The following is an 18993-nucleotide window of genomic DNA, read 5'->3' on the forward strand; positions in this document are numbered from 1 at the left end:
TCTCAGAAGAAACCACGCTTCTGCCACCAGCCGCCCTTCTTGGGCTTGGCCGCGTCTGCACCATCTTCCGACGCCTTGACCGAGGTCACGACCGGCTCGGACGAAGCGACGTTGGATTCGCGGTTGGCGCGGGCAGGTTTTGCTTCTTCTGCGGCAACCGCCGGGGCGGGTTCGGCCACCGGCTCAGCAGCGGGCACCTCCACGATCGCTTCGGCGACAGTTTCGACAGGCGCGGCAGTTTCGGCTGGTGCGGCAGCCACGACCGGGGCCAATTCGGCAACCGCTTCGGGCTCGGTACCTGCCTTTGCCTTGCGGGTGCGGCGCGGCTTCGGCTTTGAGGCCGCGACTGGCTCCTCGACGGTTTCCGTCGTCTCCGGCGCAGCGACATCCGCGGTTTCGGTGGCTACGGCCTCGACCACTGCATCGTCCGCGTCGTCGCCTTCGCCCTCGTCACCGGCATCGTCGGATGCTTCCATCGAGCCTTCTTCGCCCGGACGATTGCGACGGCCCCCGCGCTTGCCGCGACGGCGGCGCTTGCGCTTCTGGGCGTCGTCACCATTGCCGTCTCCTTCGGCTTCGACTGCGCGGATCTCGCCATTGCTTTCGCCGGCATCGTCCTCGCCCTCGTCACCATCCTCATCATCGAGGTCGGCACCGTTGTCGCCATTCTGGCCGTCCGCATGGGTGCCGTTGCCGTTCTGGCCATTCTTGCCGCGGCGACGACGACGACGCTTGCGCTTGCGATTGCCGTCTTCGCTGTCGGCGCGAGCCGGCTGCGGCGCGGTCTCGGCCTTGGCGGCGACGACGATTTCTTCCTCGTCTTCGTCCTCGGGTTCCGGAACGTAGTCGTCCTCTTCCTCGATCTCGGGCAGAAGCGACAGCAGGCTTTCGATCTTCACCGGGTTCTCGACGGCCTCGCCGCGTTCGATGGTGAAGTGCTGCGAACCGCCATGCTGGGCGGGCATACCGCCGTCGATGACGATGGACACGCCGAAGCGGCCTTCATAGTCGACGATCGTGTCACGCTTCTGGTTGAGGAGGTAGAGTGCCGTCTCCGGCGTCGTGTGCACGATGATGTCGTGCGTCGTCGCCTTCAGCAGGAACTCTTCGATGCCGCGCAGAACATGCAGGGCAACGGAAGACTGCGAGCGGATGAGGCCGGTACCAGCGCAATGCGGGCAGACCTGCGTGGTCGATTCCAGAACCGAGGCGCGGATACGCTGGCGCGACATCTCCAGAAGGCCGAAATGCGAGATACGGCCGACCTGGATGCGGGCGCGGTCGTTCTTCAGGCAATCCTTCAGCTTCTTCTCGACAGCGCGATTGTTGCGCTTTTCTTCCATGTCGATGAAGTCGATGACGATCAGGCCGGCCAAGTCGCGCAGACGCAGCTGGCGGGCGACTTCTTCAGCGGCTTCCAGGTTCGTCTGGAGCGCGGTGTCCTCGATTGAATATTCGCGGGTCGAACGACCGGAGTTGACGTCGATCGACACCAGCGCTTCTGTCTGGTTGATGATGATGTAGCCGCCCGACTTCAGCGTCACCTGCGGCTGCAGCATCTTGTCGAGCTGGGCTTCGATGCCCGAGCGCGCGAAGATCGGATGCAGGTCGCGATAGGGCTGAACCACCTTGGCATGGCTCGGCATCAGCATCTTCATGAAGTCTTTCGCTTCACGATAGCCTTCTTCGCCCGAGACGATGATCTCGGAAATGTCCTTGTTGTAGAGGTCGCGGATCGAGCGCTTGATTAGCGATCCCTCTTCGTAAACCAGGCACGGCGCGGTGGAGGCGAGCGTCAGCGTGCGGACGTTCTCCCAGAGGCGCATCAGATATTCGAAGTCGCGCTTGATCTCGACCTTGGTGCGGTTGGCACCGGCGGTGCGCAGGATCACGCCCATGCCCTGAGGCACTTCGAGCCCGCGGGCGATTTCCTTCAACCGCTTGCGGTCGGTCGGCTGGGTGATCTTGCGGGAAATGCCGCCGCCACGTGCCGTGTTCGGCATCAGAACCGAGTAACGACCGGCGAGCGACAGATAGGTGGTGAGAGCAGCACCCTTGTTGCCACGCTCTTCCTTGGCGACCTGCACGAGCAGGATCTGCCGGCGCTTGATCACTTCCTGGATGCGGTACTGCTTGCGCGGCTTGCGCTGGACGCGATCCGGAACCTCTTCCATGGCGTCTTCTGCGCCAACGGATTCGATCTCTTCCTTTTCTTCGACGTGATCGTCGTCATCATCGTCGCCGTCATCATCGTCACGACGGCCGCCGCGGCGTCCGCCTGCTTCCTCGGAGATCTCATCCATGTCGACCATGGCAGCGATCGTGCCGCCTTCGACGTCGTCAGAACCTTCGCTGCCCTCGTCGGAAGCAGTTTCCTCGGCGGCCGCCTTCTTGGCGCGCGGCTTGCGAACCCTCTTCGGCTTGGCCTTGGCCGCAGGCTCTTCGGCTGCAACTTCGCTCTCGCCTTCAACCACTGCCGCCGCGGCGACATCGGCGTCGGCTTCAGCCGCCAGTTCGGCCGCGACATCGTCAACGATCGCGGAGGCGACGGAATTGGTGGGGTTGATGCCGATGTCGGGCTGATCCTGCTGGGCCGGGTCGTTGAAGACCTCATCGCCTTCGACGTCGTTTTCTTTGCGATGCTCTTCGGCTTCCGCGCGAAGCAGCGCCTGACGGTCGGCGAGCGGGATCTGATAGTAGTCGGGGTGGATTTCGGCAAAGGCCAGGAAGCCGTGGCGGTTGCCGCCGTAATCGACGAAAGCGGCCTGCAGCGAGGGTTCGACCCTCGTTACCTTCGCCAGATAGATATTGCCTCGGATCTGCTTTTTATGTTGGGATTCGAAGTCGAATTCTTCAATGCGGTTACCACGAACGACGACAACGCGCGTCTCTTCCTCGTGAGACGCGTCGATAAGCATTTTGTCTGCCATTTAAGCTGTGCTCCTCGGCGCCCTCGGTCGGTGGTCCACCCGCGCGCTGAACTTTAAAGCGGCTGGAACCTAGCGGACTGTGCGCCGGATATAGATGTGGACGCACGGAGGACCGGGTTTGCAACATACGGACGGACAGCGGGACACTTTCTGATCCCGATCCGTTCCTGGTTATGTAAACCTGTTGCAAAGACATCAAAAACCGTACGTCAACGACAATGATATGAACCCTATGGGCCCGATGAATGCTCGGTAAAGAGCTGATGGTGGAGAGCCACCGATGATGTGCCGACCTTGTCGGCGTGTTGAACCAGTTTCAGGAAAAAATGCGGCGACGGCAGATGAATGTCCGGTTGAACAGGCGCCAATTCCATTGTCTGAGGTTGGCAGCCGTGGGCGGAATTCTATCCCGTTTGCACTTTTATCCCTCGTTTGCCTTGTATGTTTTCTACGTCACAATAGCAAGAGCAAACGGATTTATGCCATAATGGCAGTGAATTAGAGACACTGCCTATGTATGCGCGATTCCGAGGGTGAAAGCGGTTGTTAACCGCAATTTTGACGCTCATCGGGCCGGCAAGGCGAGGCGTGCGGCGGACAATTGCAGAAAATGGCGAAGCGTGCGGCTTGTGATTTGTGTCACAGTTGTGACGTGGCCGCGACGGGGGCAGGATTTGATAAGAGCATTGGCGGTACCTGCGGGGCGAAAACCTGCGCTTTGGGGCCGAATCGTTCTGGCGGCGCTCGTCTGGCTGACGCCGATTGCGCCTGTTGTCGGCTCAGTTCATGCCGTGACCGCTGAGGCGCCTCTCGGACGTCTCGTGGCCTATGGCGCGCGCATCGCCGGAGATGAGGCGCGTACCCGCATCGTTCTCGACTTCGATCGCGCACCGACGATCGCCACCCGCTACATCGCCAACCCCGATCGTATTGTCGTCGACCTTCCGGCCACGGCCTTTGCCTTCGCGGCAGATGACTTGAAGGCGACCGGCCTGTTCAGCGACATTCGCTATGGCTCAATGGATGCGACCTCCGCCCGTCTGGTTCTGACCGCGGCACGTCCAGCGCGGCTTGCAACCGCCACCGTGATGCCGAACGAGGCTGAAGGCGGCTATCGGTTGGTACTCGATGCCGAACTGGTGCCGGCCCAGGAATTCGCCGCACTTGTCTCGGGTCAGGCCTGGAGCGAACCGCAGGAGGCTGCTTCGCCCACGAGCGCGCTTCCGGTCGCGGCTCCGGCGACCGAGGAGTTTATCATCGCGATCGACGCGGGCCATGGCGGGATCGATGCCGGCGCTACGGGGGCATCCACCAAGACGGCAGAGAAGGACATCACGCTCGCCTTTGCCAAGATCTTGCAAGAGAAGCTGAAGGATCTGCCGGGCATCCGAGCCGTGATGACACGCGACGCCGACAAGTTCCTGTCGCTCTCCGAGCGCGTGCTGATTGCGCGCCAGAAGGGGGCCGATCTCCTGATCTCGCTGCACGCCGACACGCTGCGCCAGGCAGACATCCGGGGTGCCACCGTCTACACGATCTCGGACAAGGCTTCTGACCACATGGCGGCCCAGCTGGCTGAGCGTGAGAACTTTTCCGACACCATCGGCGGGGTACAACTGCCGACCGAAACCGAGCCGGAAGTCGGCGACATCTTGCTCGATCTGACCCGCCGGGAAACGCAGGCCTTCTCGATCGCCATGGCCCAGGCCGTGGTCGGATCCTTCGAAGGACAGATCTCGCTGATCAACAACCCCCACCGCCATGCCGGCTTCCGCGTGCTGCAGGCGCCCGATGTGCCCTCCATTCTTCTGGAGCTCGGTTTCCTGTCCAACAAGGAAGACGAAAAGCTGCTGCTCGATCCAGTCTGGCGCGACAGGGTGGCCGATCTTCTGGTTGAGGCGATCAAGCGATATCGCGAGCCGCAGTTCGCCAATGGCGGATAGGCAACATCGTGAAAGGGAAGCTGTGGTCGCGGCCGACTTCTGCCGCTAACGGCCCTATTTTCCTCACATTGTCTCCGTTACTCCGATGTAGATTACGCAAAGGTGAGCGATCTCGAATCGCCCGGCCTTACACGTGAAGTCCGCATGTCTTGCCATCCACCGCATGACGTGCAAAACGCCACAGGGTATGCGAAGCTCTAAAGGAGAGCGCGCGCACCTGAAGCAGAGCCGGTAGCGGAAACATGATCAGACTGATTGGATATCTCTTCGGATTGGCGTCCGTGCTTGCGCTCGGCGTCGCGGCGGTCATCGCCGTCTATCTGATAGGTGTAACCAAGGACCTGCCGGACTACGAGGTTCTCGCGAGCTATTCGCCGCCGGTCACGACCCGCATCCATGCCGGCAACGGTGCGCTGATGGCCGAATATGCCCGCGAGCGCCGCCTGTTCCTCCCGATCCAGGCGATCCCGGACCGCGTCAAGGCGGCCTTCCTCTCGGCTGAAGACAAGAATTTCTACAACCATCCGGGCGTTGATATCACCGGTCTCGGTCGCGCGATCCTGGTGAACGTCCAGAACCTTGGGTCTGGACGTCGCCCGGTGGGCGCTTCGACGATCACCCAGCAGGTGGCGAAGAACTTCCTCCTGTCGTCCGACCAGACCATGGACCGCAAGATCAAGGAAGCGATCCTGTCCTTCCGCATCGAGCAGGCCTATTCGAAGGACAAGATCCTCGAACTGTACCTGAACGAGATCTTCTTCGGCTTGAATGCCTACGGCATCGCCGGCGCGGCACTCACCTATTTCGACAAGTCGGTAACAGAACTGACCATCGCCGAAACCGCCTATCTCGCGGCTCTCCCCAAGGGCCCAAACAACTATCATCCCTTCCGCCGCACCGAAGCCGCGCTCGAGCGCCGCAACTGGGTCATCGACCGCATGGTCGAAAATGGCTTTGTCGCGCGCGAAGAGGGCGAGGAGGCCAAGAAGGAACCGCTCGGCGTCAACCTGCGCCGGACCGGATCCTCGCTCTTCGCCTCGGATTACTTCGCCGAGGAAGTCCGTCGCCAGATCATCGAACGGTATGGCGACCAGGCGCTCTATGAAGGCGGCCTTTCGGTTCGCACCTCGCTCGATCCGAAGATGCAGGTTGCGGCTCGCAAGGCGCTGCAGTCGGCGCTCCTGACATATGATCAGCGTCGCGGCTTCCGCGAACCGATCAAGACCATTTCGCTGGAAGGCGATTGGGGCGTTCCGCTCGCCGAAATCCCCGCGCTTGCCGATGTGCCGGAATGGAAGGTCGCCGTCGTGCTCGACGTCGCCGCCGATGGTGTCGATATCGGCCTGCAGCCGGCCAAGGAAGGCGGCGGTAAGGTCGTCGCCGAGCGCGTTCGCGGTCGCATTGCGCCTGGCGACATGGAATGGGCCTTCCGCTCCGCGAGTGCCGATCGGAAGTCGACCAAGTCGCCCATCGGTGTCCTCAATCCGGGTGACGTCGTCTATGTCGAGGCCAAGGAAGAGGGCTCGAGCGCCTATCGCCTCCGCCAGCTGCCGAAGGTGCAGGGCGGTCTCGTCGCCATGGACCCGCATACCGGCCGCGTGCTGGCACTTGCCGGTGGCTTCTCTTACGCCCAGTCCGAATTCAACCGCGCCACGCAGGCGATGCGTCAGCCCGGTTCGTCCTTCAAGCCCTTCGTCTACGCGGCAGCCCTCGACACTGGTTACACCCCAGCCTCTGTTATCATGGATGCGCCGGTCGAATTCGTCTCAGGAGGTCAGGTCTGGCGTCCGCAGAACTACGGCGGCGGCTCGGCCGGTCCGCAGACCCTGCGCCTTGGCATCGAGAAGTCGCGTAACCTGATGACGGTGCGCCTCGCAAACGACATGGGCATGAACCTCGTCGCCGAATATGCCGAACGCTTCGGCATCTACAACAAGATGAACCCGGTGCTCGCGATGTCGCTCGGCTCGGGTGAAACCACCGTGATGCGCATGGTCTCCGCCTATGCCGTCTTCGCCAATGGCGGCAAGCAGATCAAGCCCACGTTAATTGACCGTATCCAGGACCGTCACGGCAAGACCATCTTCCGCCACGAGGACCGCATCTGCGAGGCCTGCAACGCCGAGCGCTTCACCGGCCAGGAAGAGCCTGTCGTCGTCGACAACCGCGAACAGGTTCTCGATCCGATGACAGCCTACCAGATCACCTCGATGATGGAAGGTGTCGTGACGCGTGGTACAGCTGCCGGCAAGATCAAGCTTGACCGCCCCGTCGCTGGCAAGACAGGCACGTCGAATGACGAAAAGGATGCCTGGTTCGTCGGTTACACGCCAGACCTGGTCGCCGGCGTCTATATCGGCTTCGACCAACCGGCGCCCATGGGACGCGGCTCGACCGGCGGTTCGCTTGCAGCCCCCGTCTTCAACGACTTCATGCAGATGGCAACGGCCGACACGCCACCCGGCCAGTTCTTCGTTCCGGCCGGCATGAGCTTCATTCCGGTCAATCGCACCACCGGCATGTTTGCCTATGAGGGCGAGCCCGACACGATCATCGAAGCCTTCAAGCCTGGCACGGGTCCGGCGGATTCGCTGTCGATCATCGGCATGGACGGTTACGCGGCGCCGGAGGAAATCCTGCGTGACTCGCCGCAGGCCAATCAGGCCGTCACCTCCGGTTCCGGCGGTCTGTTCTAATCCAATCCTTTCCATCCGTCGCAGCCCGGCCCTTTACATCAGGGCCGGGCGCAACTATGCGGAAGACCAGATTTTCACCAGTTTTAGAGGTTGAGAACCGAACGCATGCGTAATGAAATCGAGAATGTCGTCGACGAAATCAAGCAGGCCATAAGCCTGCTGAGGAGGCATCTTTGACTGGGACCAGGCGATAAGACGACTGGACTGGTTGAACAACAAGGCCGAGGATCCGAACCTCTGGAACGATGCCCAGGAAGCCCAGAAGCTGATGCGCGAGCGCCAGCAGCTGGATGACAGCATTGCTGGCGTGAAGCGTCTCGAACAGGCGATGAACGACAACATCGAGCTGATCGAGATGGGCGAGGAAGAGGGCGACGAGAGCGTCGTCAAGGACGCCGAGGACCAGCTCAAGGCCCTGAAGACGGAAGCTGCCCGCCGACAGGTCGAGGCCATGCTCTCCGGCGAAGCCGATGGCAACGACACCTATGTGGAAGTCCATTCCGGCGCCGGTGGCACCGAAAGCCAGGACTGGGCCAACATGCTTCTGCGCATGTATACCCGCTGGGCCGAACGCTCTGGCTTCAAGGTGGAAGTCCTGGAAGTGCATGACGGCGAAGAAGCCGGCATCAAGTCCGCGACCATCCTGATCAAGGGTCACAATGCCTATGGCTGGATGAAGACCGAATCGGGCGTGCATCGCCTGGTCCGCATCTCGCCCTACGATTCGAATGCCCGTCGCCACACCTCGTTCTCGTCGATCTGGGTCTACCCGGTCGTCGACGACTCGATCCAGATCGAGATCAACGAAAGCGATTGCCGCATCGACACCTACCGCTCCTCGGGCGCCGGCGGACAGCACGTCAACACGACCGACTCGGCTGTGCGCATCACGCATATCCCGACCGGCATCGCGGTTGCCTGCCAGCAGGAACGCTCGCAGCACAAGAACCGCGCCAAGGCCTGGGACATGCTGCGGGCCCGTCTCTACGAGGTGGAGCTGAAGAAGCGCGAAGAAGCAGCCAATGCCGAAGCCGCCTCCAAGACGGATATCGGCTGGGGTCACCAGATCCGCTCCTACGTGCTGCAGCCCTACCAGCTGGTCAAGGACCTCCGCACCGGTGTTGAAAGCACCGATCCGGATAGCGTCCTGAACGGCGAGCTGAACGAGTTCATGGAAGCAGCCCTTGCTCACCGCATCAGCGGCAAGGCTTCGGAAGTGTCGGATATCGACTGATCGCATCGATCAACGGACATGATCTAGGAAGGCGGAGCACCGGGTGCTCCGCCTTTTTTCATGCCTGCGCCGCAGTTTTCATTCGCGGCGGATCCGCAGTCGTCTCATCTGCCACGGTATGGCGTATCGCCGTGAAGGACTTGGCAAATCCGAGGAACGTCTCCGTGCAGATTGTGGCGTCTGGAAACAGGTGCTGCATCTGGCGGCGGTCGATGAGCGTCGCGTCCTCCAGGGCGCCCATCGCCTCGTCCAGGTTGGCGGCCTTCGGATAGAACCCCGTGCGCATCAGCAAATGCGCCCGATATCGCATCGGGTCCGGCAGCCAGTGTATGAAGGGTAGCCTGGCATGTGGCTCGATCGGGAAGGAGAAGCTCGGTGTCTGGATCGCGTAGGATGGCGCAAGCCGTCTGGCTTCCGATGCGAAAGCCCGCTTCCTCGCCCACGATCCCACATGTTCGATGACCGAATTGGAAAACACGATATCGAAGGCATTGTCCTTGAACATCGGGAGCGAACAGGCATCGCCGATGGTGGTCTTCACGCTTGGCAGATCGCTTGTCTCCCGGGCGGAAGAGCCTGAGATATTGACGCACTCGACTGACGTGCGGGCCAGATCGAGACGCGATTGCCATGTGTTCCAGAATTCAGCCGTGCCTCCGAGATCGACGATGCTGCAAGAACCCTTCATCCGCACGACATCGCCGATCATGCGCCCGAGTTGTTCGATCCGTTTGAGACGGAACCTATTGCTGGACGAAGTGGGGGAGATGTTGAACATGGCGGGGATTCCGTAAGCTTCCTGAGAGGCAAGCCTTAAGGAATCTTAACCGCCCTTGTAAACCGCATAGCTAATAAAGGGTTAACGGAAATTCAGTTGCTCGCCCGTTCGACCTTGATGTCGCCAAGCTCGTCGATCAACACCGTCCATTCCTCGACACGTTCGGTCTCCGGCGAGGTCCTCAGATAGACAGTGGCGAAGAATCCAGGCGTTGCGGCAACGCCGGTCATGCTTTCGGGGTGAATGCCCGTGACATAGGGTTTGATGGCAGTGAACTCTTCGAGTTCTACGCTCTCGACAAGCCTGAGCCCGGCTTCGCCCGAGGCGATCATCTGCAAATGGATGCGGGCCGTCCGATCCGCCTGGCGGATGGCAACCAGCTTGTAGTAGCCGCGATCGCCGGCCTCAACAGGCGTCTCGACACCCGCAACGCCTTCCGGCCCCGATTCCCAGTAGCCGCCGCTGATGACGAAGGTGGCCGTCACCGGGAGCTCAGCGATCTCGTCTGCGATCACCGGAGCGGAAAAGAGCAGGGGGGCCAGGAGGGCGAAGAGGGCGAGAAGCTTCATGGTGAACCTCAATCGGAAAACTGTTCGGCGATGATTCGGTCGGACCATGAGCGATCGGGATCTGACAGGATGCGCGCCGTCGTGTCCTCCGACTGCGCGATCTCCACTCGAAGAACCGATTTGACCTCCGTGTGGTCCGCCACCGCGTTGACCGGTCGCTTCTCCGGCTCCAGCACCTCGAGCACCACGGTCACCTTGTCGGGCAGCAACGCCCCACGCCAGCGCCGCGGACGGAAGGCACTGACGGGTGTGAGCGCCAGAAGCGGTGCCTCCAGCGGCAGGATAGGCCCATGGGCCGAAAGATTGTAGGCGGTCGAGCCGACCGGCGTCGCCACCATCAGGCCGTCGCAGATCAGCTCCTCCAGCCGGACTTGTCCGTCGATTATGACCCGGAGCTTGGCTGCCTGGTAGGACTGCCGCAGCACCGAGACCTCGTTGATCGCCAAAGCGAAGGAGACGGACCCGTCCGCATTGCTCGTCGTCATCTTCAGCGGGTGAAAATCATTCTCGACCGCCGCCGAGATCCGCTCGGTGAGCTCGTCCGTCGAATAATCGTTCATCAGGAAGCCGACGGAGCCGCGGTTCATGCCGTAGATCAGCTTGCCGCTGTTCATCGTGTCATGCAGGGTCTGCAGCATGAAGCCATCGCCGCCGAGTGCCACGATCACGTCGGCCTCGGCCGGCTCGGTATGGCCGTAGCGGCGAATCAGCTCATTGCGCGAAGCCTGGGCTTCGTCCGTATTGGAGGCGATGAAGGCGAGCGACCGGAACGTGCGAGACATGGCGAGCCCTGATGAAATGTCGCCAAGTGGTACATGACATCTACCTGTAACCACAAGCCGTTTTGCCCCGCAATCGGTTCGGCGCGCCGGCGGGCGAGGCATCGGGCCTGCGCTCGGCTATTCACCATTTCCGCTAACCCTGGCCCGATTTTTTGCTTTACCGCAAACCGATTTCCGCCTAAACACCCCGCACTGCCCTTGTAGCTCAGTTGGTAGAGCACCTGATTTGTAATCAGGGGGTCGCGGGTTCGAACCCTGCCGGGGGCACCACTTCTCAACACATCTCGTCGTTTTTCCCATTGTCCTGACAGGCACTTCTTTGGCATGGTCTCGGCCGACAGCCGATGGAGACCCGATGCGCGAGACGTTTCATGCCGGCCTGGCTTTGGCCGCCACTGCCCTGTTTCTACTGCCGGCCGAGAGCCGGGCTGCCGACATCAAATATGCGTGTGAAGACGGCACGACCCTGACCGTTGCCTTCAGCGAAGCGCAAGCCGAGGTCACGATCCCGGACGGTTCGAAAGTCTCTCTGCCACAGCAACCGGCGGCAAGCGGCTTCTGGTATTCGAATGGCCGCTACGAATTGCGCGGCAAGGGCGAGGAATTGCAGTTTGCCATCGGCCGCATGGCACCGGTCACCTGCCGCAATGCCGGCGAGGTGACGGGGCAGTTCGATCGTGCCACACGCGCCGAGGTCGAACTCGCCGAAAAGGACACCGGCTTCGACATGAAGGGCAAGCTGACCTGCCTGCGTTATCCCAATTTCACCCTTAAAGAGCTGGATCTCGGCGAAAAGGGCGCAGCAGGGATCTATATCGCCTCATCCGAAGGCCCCTGCCAGCTCAATCCGACGCTCGACCGCAAGATTGAGGACGACTCGGCCGGCTACCTCTGGGGTGCTGTCGGTCCCTATGCCTTCTTCCGCGGTGCCGATGGCTGGAATGGCGGCCTGCCATTCGTGGTCTATGACGCCCGCACGGGTGAGCGACTGTTACAGGATCTGCTCGCCGGGGAATTTGCCGGCCTCTCCCTCGTCGGAGAGGAACTTACCCTGCGCTATCGCCGCACCTTTGCCGCAACCTGTTCCTTGCTGGCGGCTCCGGAGACCTGTGCTGCGACCATCCGCCAGGAACTCGGTCTTGCCGCCGATCGCCCGATGCCTGATTGCCGGCCCGCCTATCAGCCGGCGATCGATGCCGATCCCGACGCTGCCAAGGCGATCGAAGCCTGGCCAAGCGTCATCGACTATCCGGTCGAGCGCAAGCTTTCAGCATCCGGTACATCCTTCGTTGCCATCGAAGGCGATCTCACCTGCCGCCCTTCCATGTGAAGGACGGCAGCCGGGACTTCGTGCTTATGCCTCAGCATCGAGGCGGACGGCATCCTGTATGTCGCGCAGCAGATCCGGCAGGGCGGCCTGGACGCGGTTCCAGCTCGGCATGAAGGGCGTGGCATTCGGATTGTCGAGATAGACCTGTCCCGCCTCGATCAGGTTCGCCGCGAAGAGCTCGACGGCCTGTTCCTCGCGATGCCGGTCAGTGGTCAGCCCGTTCATCCGGGCATCGTGGTAATAGGTTTCCACCAGGTCCAAGGCTGTCCTGTAGTAGGTGGCCTTCAACGTCCGGAAGGCGTCATTGCCGAAGACCACGCCGTCTGTCGCGAGCTTGCGATAGAGCGCCTTGGTGATATCGATCGACATGCGTGACAGGCCCTTGGCCGCATCCTCGGGCGAGAGCGGCTGGTGCTTGTGGTCATAGGCGTCGGCAATATCGACCTGGCAGATCGACTGGGTGGAGTAGTTGCGCCACATCTCCGAGAGGACCCCGATTTCCAGTCCCCAGTCGGAAGGGATGCGGATGTCGGAGAGGATCTGGGTCTGCATGGCGAACTCGCCGGCGAGCGGATAACGGAACGCCTTGAGGAAGTCGATATAGGGGTGATGCCCGATGACCTTTTCCAGGCTGAGCAGCAGCGGCGTCACAAGCAGTCGCGTCACGCGACCATTGAGCGATCGGTCGGCGATGCGCGGATAATAGCCCTTGGAGAAGACGTAAGGGAAACGCGGATGGGCGACGGGATAGACGAGCCGCGCCAGCATGTCGCGCGAATAGGTGACGATATCGCAGTCATGCAGGGCAACGACGCCAGCCTGCCGAGCAGCCAGCACATAACCCATGCAGAACCAGACATTCCGCCCCTTGCCGGGCTGATCCGGCGAAAGCGCCTCGGCCTTCAGCTTCTCGTCGACGGCACGCAGCCGGGGCCCGTCATGCCAGAGGATCGTATGCTTCTGCGGCAGGCGGGAGAAATATTGCTTCGCGTGCCGGAATTGCTCTTGGTCGGCCTGGTCGAGACCGATGACGATCTCGGAGATATAGGGCGCCTGCGACAGCTCGGAGACGATATGTTCGAGGGCAGGGGCTTCGAGTTCGGAATAGAGCGATGGCAGGATCAGCGTGATCGGTCGTGAGGCGGAAAAGACGCTGAGCTCCTTCTCCATCCGTTCCAGCGATCGTTCCCTGAGATTGTGCAGGGTAGCGACAACGCCGTTCTGATGAAAATCCGCCATGTCTAATCCTTTCGTGATCAAGCCGGTTGCGGCCGACTCAGAGAAACCCCGTGGCAACGAGTTGATGGATCATGATGTTCCAGCCCTTTGGGCCGGATTGTTCCGAGCGCAAAATGGCACCCTCTCTCTCCCGTTGCGTGACGGGCAGGGGGCTGTGGGCCGGATTGGCAATGATGATGCCGCAATCGGCAGCTTCCAGCATCGTAAGATCGTTCGGCGCATCACCAAGCGCGACTGTGCGCACCGTCTCAAGTGCGTTGCGCTGATAATGCGCGACGACCTCTGCCATGCGCGCGGCCTTGGAAGTCTTGGGCATGAGCGTGAAGAAGCGCCCGCCCTGGACGGCGGTAAAACCTTGCGCATCGAGCAGCGCGATGAACGCCTGCCTTTGTGCTTCGGTGCCGGTGAAGCGCCCCGGCTCGGAAAAGTGCCGTTGGCGAGCACGTTCGGCGGCGGGGAGTGGCAGTCCCGTCTCGGAGGCGACCCGCGCAACGTCCCAGTCGCCAAAGCCTTCGAAGCAGGCGGAAAGCTCCTTAGGTAATTCCCTAAGAAGATCCCGCAAGCGTTTGTAAGGGCTCACCGAACGCATGCCGGTATCCTCGATATCCGCGCCAAGACCGACGACACCCGCACCATTCTCGACGATCATCGGGTAGCCCATACCGATCGCTTCGGCGATCGGCCGCATTTCTGCTTCTGTCTTGCTGCTGGCAAGAATGACGGGAATGCCGCGTGACGCCAGAAGATCAAGCGCCGGCCGCGCCGCCTCGAAGGAATAGCTGTCGTGATCGAGCAGCGTTCCGTCGAGATCGGTGAAGACGAGCTTCATCAGCCCTTGGCCGCCAGATGCTGGCGCGAGGCATAGAGCGCAATCGCAGCCGCATTGGAGACGTTCAGCGACTTGATAGCGCCGGGCATGTCGAGGCGGGCGAGGGCGGATACGGTTTCCCGCGTCTTCTGCCGCAGGCCCTTGCCCTCGGAGCCGAGCACCAGGGCGATCCGGTCACCGCTGAGCGCCTCTTCCATGGGGGCCGGTCCCTCCGAATCAAGACCTACCGAGAAGAAGCCGAGCCTGTGCAGCTCTCCCAGGGCATCCGAAAGGTTTGTGACCTGGATATAGGGGATGAGTTCCAGCGCGCCCGAGGCCGACTTCGCCAGCACGCCCGATTCCGTCGGGCTGTGACGTTGCGTGGTAATGACGGCACCCGCATTGAAGGCGACCGCGGATCGCATGATCGCACCGACATTATGCGGGTCGGTCACCTGGTCGAGCACCAGGATCAGCGGGCTGTCTTTCAGCGCTTCCAGACGGCGGACGGGCAGCGGACGGGTTTCCAGCATCACGCCCTGATGGATCGCTTCGGGACCGAGGATCTTGTCCAGATCCTGTGGTGTCACCGTTTCGAAGGGGATGCCGAGGTTTTCCACAGAGGAGATCTCGAGCCTGACGAGTGCATTCTGTGTCGCCGAAAGCTTGATCAGCTTGCGCTCGGGATTGTCGAGGGCAGCGCGCACGGTATGTAGGCCGTAGAGCAGAACCTGCTCGGGCGCGAGCTTTGGTGGCGTCCAGTCGGCATTGCTCTTGCGCGGCTTTTGCGGCCCCGGCGTCGGGATTTCGCCCCGCTCACGCTTGGCATCGCGCACCTGGCGGCGCAGCGTCGCATAATGGGTGTCGCGGGCGGTTTTTTCGGTTTTCGGATCTTTGGCCATGCGCTCTTATAGCGGCGGGCAGGGGGCGGGCATAGACCCAGGCAGAAAATCCCCTGTGCGTCGGGGGATGTGTCTGACCTCTGAAACTTTTCGGAATTTTTCGTCAAACTTCGTGTTGACATGAGCCGGTTGGGCCGTCATATACCCGCCGCAGATCAGGGGGCGACGCACTCTGGTCTGGACTAGAAAGCTTGGTCGCCAGATCCGGACGAAAGAATGGAGAGATGCCCGAGTGGTTAAAGGGGACGGACTGTAAATCCGTTGGCTCAGCCTACGTTGGTTCAAATCCAACTCTCTCCACCATTCGTCCTCGGATCTGAAAATGCGGGTATAGCTCAATGGTAGAGCAGCAGCCTTCCAAGCTGAATACACGGGTTCGATTCCCGTTACCCGCTCCAGACACATTCCGATCCTAACATCTGAATTTCAGACGGTATTCCGCTACTGTGTCGCCTAGCATGGAGTGCTTTGCGCAGCGTCAGGATTCGGCTGTGGAAACCGTGCATTTCGGCCTCCGGGAGGCTTGTCATTTAACGCTTGCGCATTGCGCATGAAAGCCTTAAACGGCGGGACCAAACCGGTTCGCCGGGGCAACCCCGTTTCGTTCACAGGAAGCATTCAAATGGCAAAGAGTAAGTTTGAGCGCAACAAGCCGCACGTCAACATCGGCACGATCGGCCACGTCGACCACGGCAAGACGTCTCTGACGGCAGCGATCACCAAGTATTTCGGTGAGTTCAAGGCCTATGACCAGATCGACGCCGCTCCGGAAGAAAAGGCGCGCGGCATCACCATCTCGACGGCGCACGTCGAATATGAGACGCCGAACCGCCACTACGCACACGTCGACTGCCCCGGCCACGCCGACTACGTCAAGAACATGATCACCGGTGCTGCCCAGATGGACGGCGCGATCCTGGTTTGCTCGGCAGCTGACGGCCCGATGCCGCAGACCCGCGAGCACATCCTGCTCGCCCGTCAGGTTGGCGTTCCCGCGATCGTCGTCTTCCTCAACAAGGTTGACCAGGTCGACGACGCCGAACTGCTCGAGCTCGTCGAACTGGAAGTTCGCGAACTTCTGTCGTCCTACGACTTCCCGGGCGACGACATCCCGGTCGTCAAGGGCTCGGCTCTGGCCGCTCTCGAAGACTCGAACAAGACGATCGGTGAAGACGCGATCCGCGAGCTGATGGCTCAGGTTGACGCCTACATCCCGACGCCTGAGCGTCCGATCGACCAGCCGTTCCTGATGCCGATCGAAGACGTGTTCTCGATCTCTGGCCGTGGTACGGTTGTGACGGGTCGCGTTGAGCGCGGTATCGTCAAGGTCGGCGAAGAAATCGAAATCGTCGGCATCCGTCCGACGACGAAGACGACCTGCACGGGCGTTGAAATGTTCCGCAAGCTGCTCGATCAGGGCCAGGCTGGCGACAACATCGGCGCACTTCTGCGTGGCGTGACCCGCGATGCGGTTGAACGTGGCCAGATCCTGTGCAAGCCGGGCTCTGTCAAGCCGCACAAGAAGTTCATGGCAGAAGCCTACATCCTGACGAAGGAAGAAGGCGGCCGTCATACGCCGTTCTTCACCAACTATCGTCCGCAGTTCTACTTCCGCACCACGGACGTGACCGGCATCGTGTCGCTTCCGGAAGGCACGGAAATGGTTATGCCTGGTGATAACGTCACGGTTGAAGTCGAGCTGATCGTTCCGATCGCGATGGAAGAAAAGCTGCGCTTCGCTATCCGCGAAGGCGGCCGTACCGTCGGCGCCGGCATCGTCGCTTCGATCATCGAGTAATCGGTGATCTGATCGTCAAGATCAAAAGAGCCTCGCTGGAAACAGCGGGGCTTTTTTCGTTTTGGGTGGCGATATGATTATGGGACATGAAGCCGAATCTCCCGACAATGCGAGAGCGTTACCGCCAGCGCGGCTATGAAATTGCCAGTCTGGAATGAGGGGCATCAAGCCCGCTGCAGCAGCTGCTCTTCGGCAAGCCGCAGGAGATCCGTCACCAGGTAGCCGTTGATCGTAAGGCCCGTGAGATCGCATTCGGCAATCGACGTGCCGGCGAGGCTGGCGAATCGGATCGTGCTGCCATTGAGGTCGACATGGGTGAGGCTTGCTGCGTGCATCACTACGTTTTCCATGACCGCGGCATTCATCGCCACATTGCGGATCACCATCTGCTCGGCATTGGCATCGGTGATCAGGCTCCGGCCGAGGTCCACATTGCTGAACACCGCTTCCTTGAGCGAGACGTCGCTGAAGCGGGCTTCCGACAAGTCGGCATCGTCGAACTCGGAACCGGGCAGGGCGGCATTGCTGATACGGATCATGGCTGTCCTCCGCGAGGGCGAGGGGTGAGTATCAGTCAAAGCCGAGAACATGGCAAGCGGACGCCTGGTGCCTGCCAAAGGCCGCTCGTGTCGGGAAACTCCTGACATTCCCGCTGCATGGCTTCCATGCGCGTCTGCTACTTCTCGTCTGATTCCCGCTCGGTTACTTTTGAAACCATCCTGATTCGCCCGGGGCTCGCCATTGGCTGCGCCCCTTACGCCGGACGAACTGTCGATGGCACGGTCACCTCTCGCTACCTGGCTGCTGATTCTCTTGCCTCTCGTGCCATGGCCAGCTGCCGCGGAGGATAGCGCCTTTCTGTGGGCTGCGACGGGGTCTCCCGACGATCTCGGCCTTCGCACCGGCGTTGCCCTCGATATGCCCGGGCGCCCACGGCTCGGGGCCGAATCGAACCTGCGCCGCGCCACCCCTACCAATTCAGGCACGGCTCATCCGCCGATGCGTCTCTGGGGTGAGGTCGATCTGCTCAGGGCTGCGGCAAACCCGACCTCCGTCGGTCTCACGGTCGATCTCGTAAGCGGCGCGGCCCGCGCAGCGCTCCGTCAATCCCGCGCACTGATGGACGAGGGGCCGGCGACCCTGTCTCTCGACCGGGCGCTCGAGGCCGGGCGCCGCACGGACGGCGATGCGGTCTTCACTGCCCGCCAGAATCTCAGGCTTTTCTTCGGCGGGATCGACACCACTGTGACCGGCGGCGTGGTGATGGACAGTGCCGCGCCGTTTCACGCCGAATTTGCCGTTGAGAAGCGGCTGCAGGCCGGCATTAAGCTGCGCGCAGTCATTTCCGACATTGCCCACGAACCTGCAGCGCGGGTCAATGCCCGGTTTGAGCGCCAGTGGTGAGCGATGCCATTGACCCGTCTGGTGAAAAGCAGAAAAAAGACACTTGCCATTCCGGCGCGCCCGCCTTAAAGGGTGCTCCATGCCTCGGCCGGGAGCGTTCCGGTCCGATGTAAGGCTTAGGGGTATAGCTCAGTTGGTAGAGCGGCGGTCTCCAAAACCGCAGGTCGTCGGTTCAAGCCCGGCTGCCCCTGCCAAGTCGCACGGCGCGCATCATGCTGCGACGAGCATAAGGATCTGGCAAAGCCGAAAGAGTGCTGGAGACGATTTCCTCTTGTGAAAAGGGGAATCGGTCTCTATGTAGGGTTCAAACAGACACGCGGTGCGTGGGGCTGACGAAGGTCGGCTTTACGCGCCGTAGATGCGTGGGCAATAAATGGCATCCAAGGGTAATCCATTCGCGTTTCTGCAGCAGGTACGCTCCGAGACGTCCAAGGTGACGTGGCCCTCGCGCCGCGAAACAGTGATTTCGACGCTCATGGTCCTGGCGATGGTGTTTTTCGCGGCGCTGTTTTTCTTCGGCGCGGACCAGCTGATCAGTTGGTTGCTCGGCCTTGTGCTGAGTGTCGGCAATTAATCGGGC

General features: G+C 61.3%; 15 protein-coding genes and 4 tRNA genes. 11 read left to right on the plus strand and 8 right to left on the minus strand.

Translation table 11 applies throughout. The features are described 5' to 3' along the window. Positions 1-2 precede the first annotated feature (2 nt). Positions 3-2930: an Rne/Rng family ribonuclease gene (locus ACQKP1_RS08375; RefSeq protein WP_427274917.1), complete on the minus strand. Its 2928-nt coding sequence runs from the start codon at positions 2928-2930 to the stop codon at positions 3-5. A gap of 686 nt (positions 2931-3616) precedes the next feature. Here ACQKP1_RS08375 and ACQKP1_RS08380 point away from each other — a divergent pair. From ACQKP1_RS08380 to prfB, 3 genes are all read left to right on the plus strand, one after another. After that, a complete protein-coding gene (locus ACQKP1_RS08380) occupies positions 3617-4873 on the plus strand; it encodes an N-acetylmuramoyl-L-alanine amidase (RefSeq protein WP_427274918.1) in 1257 nt (418 codons plus the stop codon). 242 nt (positions 4874-5115) lie between these two features. Further along, on the plus strand, positions 5116-7569 hold the full coding sequence (locus ACQKP1_RS08385) for a penicillin-binding protein 1A (protein ID WP_427274919.1): 2454 nt from the start codon (positions 5116-5118) through the stop codon (positions 7567-7569). A gap of 105 nt (positions 7570-7674) precedes the next feature. Then, a protein-coding gene (gene prfB / locus ACQKP1_RS08390; RefSeq protein WP_167539704.1) for a peptide chain release factor 2 occupies positions 7675-8803 on the plus strand; the annotation gives its coding sequence in 2 pieces (ribosomal slippage) (positions 7675-7743 and positions 7745-8803; 1128 coding nt in all). Between the two features lie 58 nt (positions 8804-8861). Here the strand turns inward: prfB and ACQKP1_RS08395 are convergent. From ACQKP1_RS08395 to ACQKP1_RS08405, 3 genes are all read right to left on the minus strand, one after another. Continuing rightward, positions 8862-9581: a methyltransferase domain-containing protein gene (locus ACQKP1_RS08395; RefSeq protein ID WP_427274920.1), complete on the minus strand. Its 720-nt coding sequence runs from the start codon at positions 9579-9581 to the stop codon at positions 8862-8864. A 92-nt stretch (positions 9582-9673) separates the two neighbouring features. Beyond that, on the minus strand, positions 9674-10150 hold the full coding sequence (locus ACQKP1_RS08400; protein WP_427274921.1) for a hypothetical protein: 477 nt from the start codon (positions 10148-10150) through the stop codon (positions 9674-9676). An 8-nt stretch (positions 10151-10158) separates the two neighbouring features. After that, on the minus strand, positions 10159-10932 hold the full coding sequence (locus tag ACQKP1_RS08405) for an NAD kinase (RefSeq protein WP_203015291.1): 774 nt from the start codon (positions 10930-10932) through the stop codon (positions 10159-10161). 194 nt (positions 10933-11126) lie between these two features. Here ACQKP1_RS08405 and ACQKP1_RS08410 point away from each other — a divergent pair. Continuing rightward, positions 11127-11202: transfer RNA gene (locus ACQKP1_RS08410), tRNA-Thr, on the plus strand. An 85-nt stretch (positions 11203-11287) separates the two neighbouring features. Continuing rightward, positions 11288-12262 carry an MliC family protein gene (locus tag ACQKP1_RS08415; RefSeq protein ID WP_427274922.1) on the plus strand — a complete coding sequence of 325 codons (975 nt, stop codon included), beginning with the start codon at positions 11288-11290 and terminating at the stop codon, positions 12260-12262. A gap of 24 nt (positions 12263-12286) precedes the next feature. Here the strand turns inward: ACQKP1_RS08415 and ACQKP1_RS08420 are convergent, their stop codons facing one another. From ACQKP1_RS08420 to rlmB, 3 genes are read right to left on the minus strand one after another with little or no spacing between them, the layout of a single operon-like run. Then, complete coding sequence (locus tag ACQKP1_RS08420) at positions 12287-13501, minus strand: glycosyl transferase (RefSeq protein ID WP_427274923.1); 1215 nt, start codon at positions 13499-13501, stop codon at positions 12287-12289. 37 nt (positions 13502-13538) lie between these two features. Further along, positions 13539-14330 carry an HAD-IIB family hydrolase gene (locus tag ACQKP1_RS08425; RefSeq protein ID WP_427274924.1) on the minus strand — a complete coding sequence of 264 codons (792 nt, stop codon included), beginning with the start codon at positions 14328-14330 and terminating at the stop codon, positions 13539-13541. Then, positions 14330-15211, minus strand: a complete 882-nt coding sequence (gene rlmB, locus ACQKP1_RS08430) for a 23S rRNA (guanosine(2251)-2'-O)-methyltransferase RlmB (protein ID WP_427274925.1) — start codon at positions 15209-15211, stop codon at positions 14330-14332. Before rlmB ends, ACQKP1_RS08425 begins: the two co-directional genes overlap by 1 nt. Positions 15212-15429: 218 nt before the next feature. On the opposite strand from rlmB, the gene ACQKP1_RS08435 reads away from it, so the two are divergent. From ACQKP1_RS08435 to tuf, 3 genes are all read left to right on the plus strand, one after another. Next, positions 15430-15514: transfer RNA gene (locus ACQKP1_RS08435), tRNA-Tyr, on the plus strand. A gap of 21 nt (positions 15515-15535) precedes the next feature. Then, positions 15536-15609, plus strand: a tRNA-Gly gene (locus ACQKP1_RS08440). 224 nt (positions 15610-15833) lie between these two features. After that, positions 15834-17009, plus strand: coding sequence for an elongation factor Tu (gene tuf, locus ACQKP1_RS08445; protein ID WP_203015300.1), 1176 nt, complete (start codon positions 15834-15836; stop codon positions 17007-17009). A 164-nt stretch (positions 17010-17173) separates the two neighbouring features. Here tuf and ACQKP1_RS08450 read toward each other — a convergent pair whose 3' ends face one another. Next, entirely contained in the window at positions 17174-17548 is a 375-nt protein-coding gene (locus ACQKP1_RS08450; protein WP_006728790.1) for a pentapeptide repeat-containing protein, read from the minus strand. 235 nt (positions 17549-17783) lie between these two features. Between ACQKP1_RS08450 and ACQKP1_RS08455 the strand changes: the two genes are divergently transcribed. From ACQKP1_RS08455 to secE, 3 genes are all read left to right on the plus strand, one after another. Beyond that, positions 17784-18413 carry a hypothetical protein gene (locus ACQKP1_RS08455; protein WP_427274926.1) on the plus strand — a complete coding sequence of 210 codons (630 nt, stop codon included), beginning with the start codon at positions 17784-17786 and terminating at the stop codon, positions 18411-18413. 118 nt (positions 18414-18531) lie between these two features. After that, positions 18532-18607 (plus strand) — tRNA-Trp (locus ACQKP1_RS08460). 179 nt (positions 18608-18786) lie between these two features. Further along, complete coding sequence (gene secE / locus ACQKP1_RS08465) at positions 18787-18987, plus strand: preprotein translocase subunit SecE (protein WP_203015306.1); 201 nt, start codon at positions 18787-18789, stop codon at positions 18985-18987. The last annotated feature ends 6 nt before the right edge of the window (positions 18988-18993 follow it).

The sequence above is a fragment of the Allorhizobium sp. NPDC080224 genome, from assembly GCF_050281005.1.
Classification (GTDB): Bacteria; Pseudomonadota; Alphaproteobacteria; order Rhizobiales; family Rhizobiaceae; genus Allorhizobium.

Excerpts from the sequence above, each read along its gene's own strand:
- ACQKP1_RS08375 (WP_427274917.1), bottom strand. The coding sequence starts at position 2,930 with ATGGCAGACAAAATGCTTATCGACGCGTCTCACGAGGAAGAGACGCGC.
- ACQKP1_RS08385 (WP_427274919.1), top strand. The coding sequence starts at position 5,116 with ATGATCAGACTGATTGGATATCTCTTCGGATTGGCGTCCGTGCTTGCG.
- ACQKP1_RS08395 (WP_427274920.1), bottom strand. The coding sequence starts at position 9,581 with ATGTTCAACATCTCCCCCACTTCGTCCAGCAATAGGTTCCGTCTCAAA.
- ACQKP1_RS08400 (WP_427274921.1), bottom strand. The coding sequence starts at position 10,150 with ATGAAGCTTCTCGCCCTCTTCGCCCTCCTGGCCCCCCTGCTCTTTTCC.
- ACQKP1_RS08405 (WP_203015291.1), bottom strand. The coding sequence starts at position 10,932 with ATGTCTCGCACGTTCCGGTCGCTCGCCTTCATCGCCTCCAATACGGAC.
- ACQKP1_RS08415 (WP_427274922.1), top strand. The coding sequence starts at position 11,288 with ATGCGCGAGACGTTTCATGCCGGCCTGGCTTTGGCCGCCACTGCCCTG.
- ACQKP1_RS08420 (WP_427274923.1), bottom strand. The coding sequence starts at position 13,501 with ATGGCGGATTTTCATCAGAACGGCGTTGTCGCTACCCTGCACAATCTC.
- ACQKP1_RS08425 (WP_427274924.1), bottom strand. The coding sequence starts at position 14,330 with ATGAAGCTCGTCTTCACCGATCTCGACGGAACGCTGCTCGATCACGAC.
- rlmB (WP_427274925.1), bottom strand. The coding sequence starts at position 15,211 with ATGGCCAAAGATCCGAAAACCGAAAAAACCGCCCGCGACACCCATTAT.
- tuf (WP_203015300.1), top strand. The coding sequence starts at position 15,834 with ATGGCAAAGAGTAAGTTTGAGCGCAACAAGCCGCACGTCAACATCGGC.
- ACQKP1_RS08450 (WP_006728790.1), bottom strand. The coding sequence starts at position 17,548 with ATGATCCGTATCAGCAATGCCGCCCTGCCCGGTTCCGAGTTCGACGAT.
- ACQKP1_RS08455 (WP_427274926.1), top strand. The coding sequence starts at position 17,784 with ATGGCACGGTCACCTCTCGCTACCTGGCTGCTGATTCTCTTGCCTCTC.
- secE (WP_203015306.1), top strand. The coding sequence starts at position 18,787 with ATGGCATCCAAGGGTAATCCATTCGCGTTTCTGCAGCAGGTACGCTCC.